Below are 11,722 nucleotides of genomic sequence, written 5' to 3'. Positions count from 1 at the left end.
CTTACGCTGACAATCACGAACCAGATGCCCTTGGCCGCGCTGGCCAACACGGTTCACTGCTACCCAACACAGGCCGAGGTCTTCCAGCGGATCGCACTGCAGCACGCCGGACACCAGAGGGTCGCGGCGGCCCGCTAACAGTACTCGCCGACCGCGGGCCGCCGCAGAGCAGGCCCAGACCGGTGCGGTGGGCCGACTCGACGAGCAGCTCCCGCGCGAACGCGCGGGCGACGACGGCCGACGGGCCGAACTCCGCGAGGGCACCGTCCACCGCGTCCGGCGGTGCCGCACCGCGGGCGAGCCGGACGTCGACCGCGCACGCGAGGCCGTCGGCGAGCTCCGCACGAATCGCCGACCGGGCGCGCCGCCCGGCGGGCAGGGCACGCGTCACGGCGTCGAGGTAGGCCTCGATCCGGTCCGGCGCGGACGGGCTCATACCCGCCGATGTTACGACCTCGCCGCCGGCTCCTCCACGGTCAGCAGCGCCGCCAGCTGCCGCAGCACGCCGGCACGAGCGCGGTAGTACACCCAGGTCCCCCGCCGGTCGGCATCGACCAGGCCCGCCTCGCGCAGGGTGCGCAGGTGGTGCGAGATGGTCGGGCCGGACAGTTCGAACGCCGGCGTCAGGTCACACACGCAGATCTCGCCACCCTCGGCCGAGGCGATCATCGACATGAGCTGCAACCGGACGGGGTCACCCAGGGCCTTGAACGCCGGGGCCAGCACCGCGGCCGTCCCGGCCGGGATCCGCTGCTCCGCGAGCGGGCTGCAGCAGGGCTCGGCCGCGTTGAGGTCCGTGAGGGTGAGCACCGCCGGGTGTTTCGACATGCCTCTAGGTTGACAGATCTCGAATCAGCGTGCAACCGTTGTTTAGACCAACGTCGAGACAGCCTCGCCGGCCCGCGCCGACCGCAGGCCTCGGTTCCGGCTCGCTGCCTTCTGTTCCGCCTCCCCAGGAAGGACCACGATCATGAACAGCGCCGACACCACCACGCAGGCGACCGAGGCCGGCGGGTTCGCCGGTGATCCCGCCGCCGCGCTCGCAGTCGCCGGGACGGGCGGCTGTTGCGGCAACCCGCCCACCGCCCTCGCCCTGCCGGACTCGGCCTCGGACGGGGCGCCGTGCTGCGGCACCCCCGCCGAGGCGACCGCGGAGCGTTCCTGCTGCGCTACCGCGGCGAGGACGGACGCGGTTGCCGCAGGCCAGGGCTGCTGCGGATGAGCACCCCGGCCCACTCCCCCGCTCCGGCGGCGCTCGTCGCGGACCGGCTCCGGGCCGTGCTCAGCCGGGTTTCCGGCGAGCGGATGGCCGCGACGGTCACCGCCCTGGCCGGCGAGGCGTTCGCGGGGCGGCGGGTCGGCAGCGCGGGCGGGGCCGCCGCCCGCGCCTGGCTCGCCCGGCGGCTCGCCGATGCGGGTGCGGCCGTGACGCTGGAGCCGTTCGCGGCGCCGCACGTCCCGGAGGTCTACAGCGCACCGACCGTGCACTGGACGGACGGTGACGCCGAGCGGCATCTGGCGTTCGGCCGTCAGGTGGCCGTGCACCTGGCCTCCGTCGACGAACCGCTGATCCGCCGCGGCCCGCTCGCCGTCGCCGGCGTCGGCGACCCGGTCGGGCGGTGGCTGGCCGTGCCGGCCGGCATGACGCTGTTCGACGCCTACGGCCACGCACACGGCGCGCTCGGCCTGCTACTCGGCCGTGGTGTCGACGCGGACGGCTGGCAGTACACCATGCTCGCCGGACCAAACCCGGGACCGCAGCCGATCCTCACCCTCGACGCCACCACCCACGCAGCCGTGCTCCACGCCGCGCAAGCGGGCACCGGCACCTTCGCCGCGAACACCCCGATCCGGCGGCTCGACCTGCCGGCCGCGAACGTCCACGGCCGCTGGCGGACGGCCGCTGGCGGCGCCGACATCCTGCTCACCGCGCACTACGACGGCGTCGGCGACCATCCCGGACTGCGGCAGCCCGCGGCGGCGGACAACGGCAGCGGAGTCTCCGTCGTCCTCGAAGCCGCGACGATCCTCGCCGGCGTCCTGCCGCCGACGGCAGGACTTGCGGTAGCGCTGCTGGACGGCGAGGAGGCCGGCGCGCTCGGGTCCGCCCACCACGCCGCCCGGCTCCGCGCGACGGGCGCGACTCCGGCCGTGCTCAACGTCGACGGCGCGGGGCACCTGCACGAGGCGGCGGCAGTCGAGGCGGGTGGGCCCGCGCACGGGCTGCTCGCCGCGCTCGACCAGGCCGGCCGGCACACCGGCCTGCCGCTCGTCGCCGGGCCGGTCGCCTCGGACAACCGCCGGTACGCCGCCGCGGGCCTCGCCGCCGTCGGGATCGGCGCGGGGATGGCCGGCTACCACAGCCCGGCCGACACCCCGGACCGCGTCCAGCGCGCCACGCTGACCGCGGTGGCCCGCCTCGTGGTGGCGACGGCGTTGCTGATCGGCGCCGACCCGGGTACCGTTTCATCGCAGATCGGCGATAGACGATGAAGTTGGTGGATGGTGACCGAGCTGCTCGACCGGGCGGCCGCGGAGACGTACGCGTCGTGGTTCCGGGCTCTGGCCGACCCGTCGCGGGTGCAGCTCGTGGAGTACCTGGCGCGGCAGGGCCGGCCGATGAGCGTCGGCGAACTCGTCGCGGCGGTGGGGCTGGCGCAGTCGACGGTGTCGCAGCACCTGAAGATCCTCACCGAGACCCGGTTCGTCCTCGTCGAGCCCGTGGGCACGGCCCGGCACTACCGGATCAACGAGGCGTGCATCGCCTGCTTCCCGTCGGCCGCCGACGTCGTCATGGGCCGCCCGGCCCCGGCGCCGATCGGAGGCTGCGCATGAGCGTCACGATCCGGCCGATGACCGCGGGTGACGCCGACGCCGTGCTGGCCATCTACCAAGCGGGGATGGACGGCGGCAACGCCAGCTTCGAGGACACAGCTCCGGACTGGGCGGCGTTTGACGCGTCGAAGCTGCCGGGGCATCGGTTCGTCGCCGTCGACGAGGCCGCAACGGTGCTGGGGTGGGTCGCGGTGTCGCCGGTGTCCGCCCGGGCCGTGTATGCCGGGGTCGTCGAGCACTCCGTCTACGTCGACCGCGCCGCGCAGGGCCGGGGCGTCGGGCGGGCACTGCTCGACGCGCTCATCGCCTCCACCGAGGCCGCCGGCATCTGGACCATCCAATCGGGGGTGTTCCCGGAGAACACCGCCAGCCTCGCACTGCACCACGCCGCGGGGTTCCGGGTCCTCGGCATCCGCCAACGGGTCGGCCGGCACGCCGCCCAGGGCGGGCGCTGGCGCGACGTCGTCTTCATCGAACGCCGCAGTACCAAAGTCTGATCCCGCACCGGATGCGCGCCGCCGGCCGCAGTCTGCGCACCTGATTCGACATTCATCAAGACACTGAAAGGACTTCTTCAGCTATGAGCACTGCGCTTCCCGTCGTCGTCATCGGGGCCGGCCCCGTCGGGCTGGCCGCCGCGGCGCACCTCGCCGGGCGCGGCCTGCCGTTCACCGTCCTCGAGGCCGGCGACGGCCCGGCCGCCGCCGTGCGCCAGTGGGGGCACGTCCGGCTGTTCTCGCCCTGGCGGTACAACATCGACACCGCCGCCCGCCGTCTCCTCGCCGACGCCGGATGGGCGGAGCCCGACCTCGAAGTGCTGCCGACCGGCGCGCAGCTCGCCGCCGACTACCTGCAGCCCCTCGCCGACCTGCCGGCCCTCAAGCCGCACGTCCGCTACGGCGCCCGGGTCGAGGCGGTCACCCGGCTCGGCGTCGACCGGCTGCGCACCGCCGGCCGGGAGGACGCGCCGTTCCTGGTGCGGCTCGCCGACGGTACCGACGTGATCGCCAAGGCCGTCATCGACGCCTCCGGCACGTGGACCACGCCCAACGTCCTCGGCGCATCGGGCATCCCCGCCCGCGGCGAGCGCGCCGCCGCCGGCTTCGTCGAGCACGCGCTACCCGACGTGCTCGGCGCCGACCGGGACCGGTTCGCCGGCCGGCGAACCTTGGTCATCGGCGCCGGGCACTCGGCCGCGAACACGCTCCTGTCGCTCGCCGAGCTCGCCGAGCAGGTCCCCGGCACGAGCGTGGTGTGGGCGATCCGCGCCGGCAACGCCGCCCGGACCTACGGCGGCGAGACCGCCGACGCGCTGCCCGCGCGCGGCGCGCTCGGCACCCGCCTGCGCGAGCACGTCGAGGCCGGCGTCATCGAGCTCGTCACCGGATTCTCCGTCCAGAGCCTCGCAGCCAGCGGCGACGGCCGGGTGACGGCCGCTGACGGGACCCGGGAGCTCACCGCCGACCGGATCGTGTCCGCCACCGGGTTCCGGCCCGACCACTCGCTCGTCGCCGAACTACGCCTCGACCTCGACCCGATCCTCGGCTCGACCCGCGCCCTCGCCCCGCTCATCGACCCCAACGAGCACTCCTGCGGCACCGTGCCGCCGCACGGCGTCGACGAGCTGTCGCACCCGGAGCCGGGTTTCTACGCCGTGGGCGTCAAGTCGTACGGCCGCGCGCCGACGTTCCTGCTCGCCACCGGGTACGAGCAGGCGCGCTCCGTCGTGGCCGCCCTCGCCGGGGACTGGGACGCGGCCCGCGACGTGCAGCTCGACCTCCCGGAGACCGGCGTGTGCAACAGCAACCCGATCGTCGGCGACACCACGATCGCCGCCACCGGCGGCGGCTGCTGCGGCCCGGCCCCGGTCGCCGTCGCCGCGCCCGGGCGGGGCCTGGCCACCGGGATCAGCGGCGGGCTGCCGTCCGCGCCGCTGACCCTGCTCCCCGTCACCGGCACCGGCGGCGACTGTTGCGGCTGATGACGCCGGACACGCCAACGGCCGCGGCCTCTGCGGGCCGCGGCCGGCGGATCGTCGCCACGTTCGCCGTCACCCAGACCGTCGGCTACGGCACCCTGTACTACGCCTTCGCCGTCGTGCTCCGGTCTCGTCGTGCGTGTGAGACGCGGCGTCCAAGCCTGCGCTGGACGTGGTAGCTCACCCTCGCTGTTTGCCGGTGCCGGTGTTCCTTGCGGTTGACGACCCTGCCGCGGGGTCCGCGCCGAACAGGCCGCGCCGCAGCAGTCGTTGGTTGGCGGCGCTGCGGTGGGCCAGCACGTCGGGGTCGAACATCGGCCGGTTCAGGTTGGGTTGCATCACCGGTTCCAGCAACAGCGGGCCGAGGATCAGGCACAGCATCTGCAACGGCGCCCACTCCAGATCGCCGTCGACGTGGCCGCCTTCGGTCGCGGCCAGCCGCTCCAGCTCGGTACGCGCGCCCTCCAGCAGGCGCCCGAACAGTGCCGCGCTGGCCGCGCTGTCCTCCTGCAGCACGCGGCGCAGGTAGCCGCGCAGCAGCGGATCGGCGCCGAACATCCGCGCGGACACCTCACCCAGCGACGCCATGAGATCCCCGCCGCCGGGGTCCAGCTCCCGCAGCGCGGCGCCGAGCCGGGCCAGCACCTCCTCGTCGACGGCGGTGCGCAGGCCCTCCTTGGACCCGAAGTGGTGGATCACCAGGGCCGGCGACAATCCGGCCTCGGCGGCGACCGCCCGGGCCGAGGTGGCTGCGAAACCGCGCTCAGCGAACAGGCGCAGCGCCGCTTGGCGCAGTCGCGCCCGCCCGGTCAGGTCCGACGGCGACGCTTGCATGCCAGCACGGTATGCCACCGCGGCGGCCAGCCGCTCAGGGGCATCCCGGAGACCTGAACTCCGTGGTTGCACCGATCCGGTACTGAACATCTGTTCAGTATCTTGAACACATGAACAGCATTGTCGAGCGGCCGCCCCGCACTCAGCATCTGCACTACCTGGACAACCTGCGGGTGGCGATGATCCTGATGGTGGTGATCCACCACGCCGCACAGGCCTACGGCCCGGCTGACTGGTGGTACTTTCACGGCGACCAGCGCGCCGACGTGCTGGCGACCCTGTCCGCGGTCGGCGGGGCGTTCCGGATGAGCCTGCTGTTCCTCGTCGCCGCGTTCTTCGTGCCGCGCGCCGTCGACCACAAGGGCAGCTGGGCGTTCCTGCGCGGCCGGCTCAAACGGCTCGGCATCCCGTTCCTGGTCGGCTCCGCCACGATCATCCCGGCGCTGCTGTACGTCTACTACGTCCAGTACCGTGGCTACCCGCCGATCTCCTTCGGCCGCTACTACATCGACGTCTTCCTGGGCCTCGGCGAACAGCCGGCGGACTGGACCGGTCCGATCTGGCCCGACCTGCAGTTCGGGCACCTGTGGTTCATCCAGAACCTGCTCGCCTTCAGCGCCCTGTACGTGCTCCTGCGCCGGCTGGGCGGGCTGGCGCGCCGGGTACGGCCGCTACCCAGCCCGACGTGGCTGACCCGGGTGCCCGGCAACCGCACCCTCGTGATCTTCACCCTGGCGCTGTCGGCGGTCGTGTTCCTGGTCCGCATCCGCTACCCGCTCGACACCTGGGTGCCGCTGTTCGAGTTCATCCAGGCCGAACCGGCCCGCCTGGCTCAGTACACCGTCTTCTTCACCGCCGGCATCCTCGCCTACCGGCACGACTGGCTGACCCGACTGCCCCGCTCCACTGGCTACACATGGCTGGCCATCGGCAGCACACTCACCGTCGCGCTGTTCCTGAGCGGCACCGACACCCGGTTCTTCGCACCCGGCGGCGCATCGTGGGCATCCGCCTGCTGGACCCTGGTAGAGACGTTTCTGTCGGTCGGCCTCTGCGTCGGGCTGCTCACCCTCTTCCGCGACGTGTTCGCCGGCAGCAACCGGCTCACCCGCGCCATGGCGGCCAGCTCCTACACCATCTACATCATCCACCTGCCGATCGTGGTCGCCCTGCAGTTCACGTTCGCCCACACCGGCCTGCCCACGCTGGGCACCTTCGCCGCGGTCGCCCTCACCGGCACGGTCCTCAGCATCGCCGCGGCCGTGGTCATCCGCCGCCTGCCCGGACTCCGCGCCATCCTGTGACCAGCCCCGGGGCGGCGACCAGCCCAGACCCGTGCGGTAGTGCCTGATCCCAGGGGCGGCCATGGACGGCGGCCGCCCCGCGCTGGGCCGAGCGGGCCCGGGCCGTTTCGGCCGCGGCCCGAACCGCAGTCGCCGGTTCGCCGCGAGCCTGCAGCAGACGTGCCCGCATCAGCAGAATCAGCACTCGTCGGTCAGGGCGCGGAGGCGGTCGAGGCCGCCTTCGACCCACCGCTCGCACGCCTGTTTCGCCACGGCCGGGGTCGCCGGCCATGGAGGCGATCATGGCGGTGTCGTAGACCCAGACGGTCAAGGCGTACGGGTCGCCGGACCGGTCCCAGGTCGGGAGCCGGGAACCGCGGCCTGGCCCGCCGCGCTCACTCTGGCGGGGTCAGCGGCGTCTCGGGCGGCGGGGCGAGCGCCGCCTTCCAGGCCGGAGTGCTGGTGCGGGGCAGGCCGCCCGGGATGCCGAGGTCCTGCCGGGCGGCCCGGTAGTACTCCGCCCGGGCCACCCCGAACTCGCGCCGGGCCGCCGCCCACTCGGCCGGGCCGGTGAGCCGGCCGCGGGCGAAGCACTCCAGGTGCCAGACGGCCTGGTGCCAGCGGCGGGCGGCGGCGACGGTCCGCGGGTCTCCGACGAGCAGCACCGCCTCGAACCGCGCCGCGCGGTCGGCCTCCGCGTCCCCGAGCGCCGCGTCGGGGTCCGCGACGGGCCGGGGCCGGCCCTCGCCGTAGCCGTGCCGCGCCGCGACGGCCAGCACCACCTGGTACATATCGCGCACCGCGGTGGCGTACTCGGCGTAGACCGTCATGCGTTGCGGGTCCCAGCGGATGGCCGCGTCGCGGCGCCAGCGGCTGCGGTCGGCGACCGCGGAGAGCACGAACGACAGCAGCGCCCCGGCGGCGACCCCGATGATCGCAGGCGCCTGCTCCCACAGCCCGCTCACGCCGGCGTCCCCGGCGGCCGGACGTCCGACGCCCAGTCGGCGGCCCCGGCGACCAACTGCTCGAGGGAGGCGTAGTGGTAGGCGGCCAGCCGCGGCTCGGCCCGCCCCGGGGCCGCGAGGGCGACCGTGCAGCCCGAGACGGTCGCGAAGTGGATGTGCCCGTCGGCGAGCCACACCAGCTGCAGGTGTACCGCGGGAAACGGCTCCTGCGGGTCCGGGACCGCCCGCAGCCAGCCGTCCGCGTCCGCCAACCCCGGCAGCCGGGCGACGACGTCGGCGAGCATCGCGGTCGGGATCCAGCTTCCCAGGCCCGGGTGCTCGGGCCACGATGGGAACTCCAGCTCGCTCACGCCGCACCGCCGTCCGCGCCGGTGAGCGGCCGCACGGCGAGGATCTGGTCGACGCCCATCCGTCCGTCCTCGAACGCCTGGGCGCCGCCGGTGAGGTACAGCCGCCAGATCCGGGCCCGCTCAAGGCCGATGAGGCCGACCGCCGCCGGCCACTGCGCCTCGAGGCGGGCCAGCCAGTGGCGGATGGTGCGCCCGTAATGCTCCCGCATCGCCTCGACGCTGCGGACCTCGAGCCCGACCGCCTCCAGCAGCGACACGGTCGCGCCGAGCGGGCGCATGTGCATGTCGGGAGCGATGTATGCCTCGATGAACGCGCCGCCGCCGGGCCGGCCAGGGCTGCGCGACATCTGCTGGACCAGCACCCGCCCGCCCGGCCGGACGAGGCCGCGCAGGCGGGCCGCGAACGCCGGGTACCCGGCCTCGCCGACGTGCTCGCCCATCTCGACCGCAGCGATGGCGTCGTAGTCGCCGCCGACCGGGTCGCGGTAGTCCTGCCGCCGTACCTCGACCCGGCCGCCGAGGCCCTCGTCGGCGATCCGGCCGGTCACGAAGGCGTGCTGGCGGGCCGAGACGGTGACCGCGGTGACCCGGGCGCCGTGGTGGCGGGCGGCGTGGGCGGTCAGCGAACCCCAGCCGCAGCCGACGTCGAGCAGCCGGTCGCCGGGGCGCAGCCGCAGCTTGGCGCAGATCAGCTCGAGTTTGGCGTGCTGGGCCGCGGCGAGGTCAGCGGGCCCGTCGTCGGGCCAGTAGGCGCACGAGTACGCCATCGACGGATCCAGCAGGAGCTGGTAGAACTCGTTGGACAGGTCGTAGTGGAACGCGACGGCGGCCTGGTCGCGCTGGCGGCTGTGCCGTCCGCCGGTCAGGGCCGCTTCCGTCGGCGGCCGGGCCGGCGGGCTCCCCGGCAGGCCCAGCCGCAGCCCGAGCGCGGCGCTGCGGGCGCCGAGCGCCGCTCGGACCGACCAGGGCGCGCGGCGGACCGCGGCGGCCTCGGCACGGGCCAGCCGCAGCGCCTCGCCGAGGTCGCCGTCGACGTCGAGCTCTCCGGTAGCGTAGGCCCGGGCCAGGCCGAGCTCGCCGGGGCGCCAGAACAGCCTCCGCAGGACGGCGCGGTCGGCCAGGACCAGGGCGGGCGCGCCGACCGGCCCGGCCTCGCTGCCGTCCCAGGCCCGCAGGCGCAGGGCCGGGTCCCGGCCGGTCGCGGCGCGGGCCAGGGCCAGGAGAAGGTCGGCCACGCCGGGCCGCGTCTGCCCGGGGGTCGTCGTCGCGGTCATGACGCCCGGTCCAGCAGCAGGTGCTCGACGTCGAGGTGCCCGGCGGCGAAGCCGGCTTCGGAGTACGCCAGGTACAGGTGCCAGGTGCGCCGGAACACTCGGTCCAGGCCGAGCGCGTCGACCTCGGCGGCGTGCCGGTCGAACCGCTCGCGCCACAGCCGCAGGGTGGCCGCGTAGTGCGGGCCGTAGGAGCCGGCGCGGTGGACCCGCAGCCGGGTGTGCCGGCGGCAGGCCGCCTCGACGGCGGGCACCGACGGGATAAGGCCGCCCGGGAAGATGTACCGATGGATCCAGGTGTCCTTCGACCGGGTCGCGAGCATGTCGTCGTGGCGCATGGTGATGGTCTGGATCGCCGCCCGGCCGCCGGGGACCAGCAGCAGGTCGATCGTGGCGAAGTAGTCGGGCCAGAAGTCGTGGCCGACGCCCTCGAGCATCTCGGCGCTGACGACGGCGTCGTAGCCGCCGGCACCGCGGGGCCGGATGTCGCGGTAGTCGCACAGCTCGACCCGGACGCGGTCGGCGACGCCCGCCTCGGCCGCCCGCCGACGGGCCTCGCGGCACTGGTTGACGGACAGGGTGACGGTGTGGACGTCGGCGCCGCGCCGCGCGGCGGCGACGGCGAGGGCGCCCCAGCCGGTGCCGGTCTCCAGCAACTGGGTGCCCGGCCCGACCCGGGCCAGGTCGAGCAGCCGGTCGATCTTGCGGCGCTGGGCGTCGGCGAGCCCGGCCTCGTCGGCCAGCGGGCGGCCGTCGGCGCCGGTCGGAAAGATCGCCGCGGAGTACGTCATGGTCTCGTCGAGGAACAGCTCGAACAGCTCGGACGGCAGGTCGTAGTGGTGGCGGACGTTGCGCGCGGCCACCCCGGCCGTGTTGCGGGTCGCGGGCGGGCGGCGCCGGTCGGCCTGCAGTCGGGTCAGCCACAGCACTGGCCGCGGCGCCATCGCCCGCAGGTGCCCGGCCACCGTGCTCAGCAATGCCGTCAGGTCGTCGGCGTCCCACTCACCGGCCTGGTACGACTCACCGAACCCGATCGGCCCGAGCGCCCCGAAGCGGCGGTAGAGGGCCTCGGGGTCGTGCAGGCGCATCAGCGGCGCTCGCGGGTCGGGGCGGCCGAGCACCCGCCCGTCGGGCAGCGCGACCCGGATGCCGAGCCGCCGGGCCATCGGCGCGACCGCGAGGCGGGTCAGGCGGCCGAGCAGCGGGGCGGCCGGGATCGTCTCCGGCGGCCGCCACCACGCGGCGGTGGCGGCCGGTGCGGGCGCAGTGGACTCCTGGGTGCTCACAGCTCCTCCTCGACGGTCAGTGCGGGCGCGGCGGGCCGGTGAACCGGCAAGCCGCGCAGGTAGAGCCGGACGCCGTGGAAACGGATGCCGGCGCTCACGGCAAGGGTGGACAGCGGGTAGCGGGCGGCCAGGCGAAGCAGCGCGCCCGCGGTGCCCGGCCGGCGGCGGCCGGTGAGGCCGGCGACGAACTCTGTGGTGCCGTTGCGGCGCAGCGTGACGCCGACCGCGAGCCGCTCGCCGGGCGGCGGCACCCGGATGCGGTAGGAGCCGTCGACCGGGAAGAACGGCGAGACGGGGAAGGTCTTGGTCACCTCGGCGCGGCCGTGCGCGTCGGGGTGCAGGAGGTACCGGTGCCGCCCGCCGTAGGTGTTGTGGACCTCGGCGACCACGCACGCCGGCGCGCCGCCCGGATAGCCGCACCAGTACAAGGTCAGCGGGTTGAAGACGTGGCCGAGCACGCGTGCGTGGGCGAGCATCCGGATCCGGCCGCCGCGCAGGTCGATCCCGTGCGCGGCCAGGTACTCCTCGACGCCGGCCCGCAGGGTCGCGCCGGGCGGGCCGAGGTGGTCCTCGGCGCGGAAGCCGGCCAGGCGGCGGAGCCACCACGGCAGGGCCGGCAGCTCGTCGAGGTCGACCAGCCACAAGTAGGTGCGGTGGCGCAAGCCGTAGCGGACCGGCACCCGGCGTTGGTGACGGACCTCGCACTGGTACAGCGCGGCGCCGCTCACCAGCCGGCGCCCCACAGCGCGGCGGCTGCCGCCCCGGAGCGGCAGCCGTCCTCGTGGAAGCCCCAGCCGTGGTAGGCGCCGGCGAAGGCGACGCCGCCGCGGTTGAGCTCCGGCAGGCGGTGCTGGGCATCGACGGCGGCGCGGGTGTAGATCGGGTGCTCGTAGACCATCCGGGCGAGGACCAGTTCGGGG

The 11,722-nt window shown here is 74.8% G+C and carries 15 protein-coding genes; 7 read left to right on the top strand and 8 right to left on the bottom strand.

The genetic code is table 11. The features are described from left to right. Nucleotides 1–447: 447 nt before the first annotated feature. On the bottom strand, nucleotides 448–828 hold the full coding sequence (locus IEZ31_RS54610; RefSeq protein WP_190258083.1) for an ArsR/SmtB family transcription factor: 381 nt from the start codon (nucleotides 826–828) through the stop codon (nucleotides 448–450). Nucleotides 829–970: 142 nt separating this feature from the next. On the opposite strand from IEZ31_RS54610, the gene IEZ31_RS54605 reads away from it, so the two are divergent. The 6 genes from IEZ31_RS54605 to IEZ31_RS54580 all read left to right on the top strand — a co-directional run bounded on the left by IEZ31_RS54605 (nucleotide 971) and on the right by IEZ31_RS54580 (nucleotide 4,992). After that, entirely contained in the window at nucleotides 971–1,222 is a 252-nt protein-coding gene (locus tag IEZ31_RS54605; RefSeq protein WP_190258082.1) for a hypothetical protein, read from the top strand. After that, nucleotides 1,219–2,493: a M28 family metallopeptidase gene (locus IEZ31_RS54600; protein ID WP_229837294.1), complete on the top strand. Its 1,275-nt coding sequence runs from the start codon at nucleotides 1,219–1,221 to the stop codon at nucleotides 2,491–2,493. Before IEZ31_RS54605 ends, IEZ31_RS54600 begins: the two co-directional genes overlap by 4 nt. A 9-nt stretch (nucleotides 2,494–2,502) precedes the next feature. Beyond that, entirely contained in the window at nucleotides 2,503–2,835 is a 333-nt protein-coding gene (locus IEZ31_RS54595) for an ArsR/SmtB family transcription factor (RefSeq protein WP_190258081.1), read from the top strand. Continuing rightward, nucleotides 2,832–3,332: a GNAT family N-acetyltransferase gene (locus IEZ31_RS54590; protein ID WP_229837292.1), complete on the top strand. Its 501-nt coding sequence runs from the start codon at nucleotides 2,832–2,834 to the stop codon at nucleotides 3,330–3,332. Before IEZ31_RS54595 ends, IEZ31_RS54590 begins: the two co-directional genes overlap by 4 nt. A gap of 83 nt (nucleotides 3,333–3,415) precedes the next feature. Continuing rightward, the gene (locus IEZ31_RS54585) at nucleotides 3,416–4,816 is read left to right on the top strand and encodes an FAD-dependent oxidoreductase (protein WP_190258080.1); all 1,401 of its coding nucleotides are present in this window, start codon (nucleotides 3,416–3,418) and stop codon (nucleotides 4,814–4,816) included. Next, nucleotides 4,816–4,992 carry a hypothetical protein gene (locus IEZ31_RS54580; RefSeq protein WP_190258079.1) on the top strand — a complete coding sequence of 59 codons (177 nt, stop codon included), beginning with the start codon at nucleotides 4,816–4,818 and terminating at the stop codon, nucleotides 4,990–4,992. Before IEZ31_RS54585 ends, IEZ31_RS54580 begins: the two co-directional genes overlap by 1 nt. 1 nt (nucleotide 4,993) lies before the next feature. On the opposite strand, the gene IEZ31_RS54575 is transcribed toward IEZ31_RS54580, so the two are convergent. Then, nucleotides 4,994–5,647: a TetR/AcrR family transcriptional regulator gene (locus tag IEZ31_RS54575; RefSeq protein WP_190258078.1), complete on the bottom strand. Its 654-nt coding sequence runs from the start codon at nucleotides 5,645–5,647 to the stop codon at nucleotides 4,994–4,996. A 110-nt stretch (nucleotides 5,648–5,757) separates the two neighbouring features. Between IEZ31_RS54575 and IEZ31_RS54570 the strand changes: the two genes are divergently transcribed. Then, on the top strand, nucleotides 5,758–6,951 hold the full coding sequence (locus tag IEZ31_RS54570) for an acyltransferase family protein (protein WP_190258077.1): 1,194 nt from the start codon (nucleotides 5,758–5,760) through the stop codon (nucleotides 6,949–6,951). A 374-nt stretch (nucleotides 6,952–7,325) separates the two neighbouring features. Here IEZ31_RS54570 and IEZ31_RS54565 read toward each other — a convergent pair whose 3' ends face one another. The 6 genes from IEZ31_RS54565 to IEZ31_RS54540 all read right to left on the bottom strand — a co-directional run. Then, on the bottom strand, nucleotides 7,326–7,895 hold the full coding sequence (locus IEZ31_RS54565) for a hypothetical protein (protein ID WP_190258076.1): 570 nt from the start codon (nucleotides 7,893–7,895) through the stop codon (nucleotides 7,326–7,328). Further along, entirely contained in the window at nucleotides 7,892–8,245 is a 354-nt protein-coding gene (locus IEZ31_RS54560) for a hypothetical protein (protein WP_190258075.1), read from the bottom strand. Before IEZ31_RS54560 ends, IEZ31_RS54565 begins: the two co-directional genes overlap by 4 nt. Further along, the gene (locus IEZ31_RS54555) at nucleotides 8,242–9,519 is read right to left on the bottom strand and encodes a class I SAM-dependent methyltransferase (protein ID WP_190258074.1); all 1,278 of its coding nucleotides are present in this window, start codon (nucleotides 9,517–9,519) and stop codon (nucleotides 8,242–8,244) included. The genes IEZ31_RS54560 and IEZ31_RS54555 overlap by 4 nt, the downstream gene beginning before the upstream one ends. Further along, nucleotides 9,516–10,802 (bottom strand): SAM-dependent methyltransferase, encoded by a 1,287-nt coding sequence (locus IEZ31_RS54550; protein WP_229837291.1) that lies wholly within the window; start codon nucleotides 10,800–10,802, stop codon nucleotides 9,516–9,518. Before IEZ31_RS54550 ends, IEZ31_RS54555 begins: the two co-directional genes overlap by 4 nt. Beyond that, on the bottom strand, nucleotides 10,799–11,545 hold the full coding sequence (locus IEZ31_RS54545; protein ID WP_229837290.1) for a DUF1365 domain-containing protein: 747 nt from the start codon (nucleotides 11,543–11,545) through the stop codon (nucleotides 10,799–10,801). The genes IEZ31_RS54550 and IEZ31_RS54545 overlap by 4 nt, the downstream gene beginning before the upstream one ends. After that, on the bottom strand, nucleotides 11,527–11,722 hold a 196-nt coding region (locus IEZ31_RS54540; RefSeq protein ID WP_444542483.1), incomplete at its 5' end, for a hypothetical protein. The genes IEZ31_RS54545 and IEZ31_RS54540, both read right to left, overlap by 19 nt.

Source organism: Dactylosporangium sucinum, assembly GCF_014647515.1.
GTDB lineage: Bacteria > Actinomycetota > Actinomycetes > Mycobacteriales > Micromonosporaceae > Dactylosporangium > Dactylosporangium sucinum.
The sequence above is the reverse complement of the archived record's forward strand: the minus strand, read 5'-3'. Positions and strand labels throughout refer to the sequence as shown.

Coding starts and splice junctions, on each gene's coding strand:
- IEZ31_RS54580 (WP_190258079.1), top strand. CDS start 4,816: ATGACGCCGGACACGCCAACGGCCGCGGCCTCTGCGGGCCGCGGCCGG.
- IEZ31_RS54610 (WP_190258083.1), bottom strand. CDS start 828: ATGTCGAAACACCCGGCGGTGCTCACCCTCACGGACCTCAACGCGGCC.
- IEZ31_RS54585 (WP_190258080.1), top strand. CDS start 3,416: ATGAGCACTGCGCTTCCCGTCGTCGTCATCGGGGCCGGCCCCGTCGGG.
- IEZ31_RS54570 (WP_190258077.1), top strand. CDS start 5,758: ATGAACAGCATTGTCGAGCGGCCGCCCCGCACTCAGCATCTGCACTAC.
- IEZ31_RS54590 (WP_229837292.1), top strand. CDS start 2,832: ATGAGCGTCACGATCCGGCCGATGACCGCGGGTGACGCCGACGCCGTG.
- IEZ31_RS54600 (WP_229837294.1), top strand. CDS start 1,219: ATGAGCACCCCGGCCCACTCCCCCGCTCCGGCGGCGCTCGTCGCGGAC.
- IEZ31_RS54575 (WP_190258078.1), bottom strand. CDS start 5,647: ATGCAAGCGTCGCCGTCGGACCTGACCGGGCGGGCGCGACTGCGCCAA.
- IEZ31_RS54595 (WP_190258081.1), top strand. CDS start 2,503: ATGGTGACCGAGCTGCTCGACCGGGCGGCCGCGGAGACGTACGCGTCG.
- IEZ31_RS54555 (WP_190258074.1), bottom strand. CDS start 9,519: ATGACCGCGACGACGACCCCCGGGCAGACGCGGCCCGGCGTGGCCGAC.
- IEZ31_RS54605 (WP_190258082.1), top strand. CDS start 971: ATGAACAGCGCCGACACCACCACGCAGGCGACCGAGGCCGGCGGGTTC.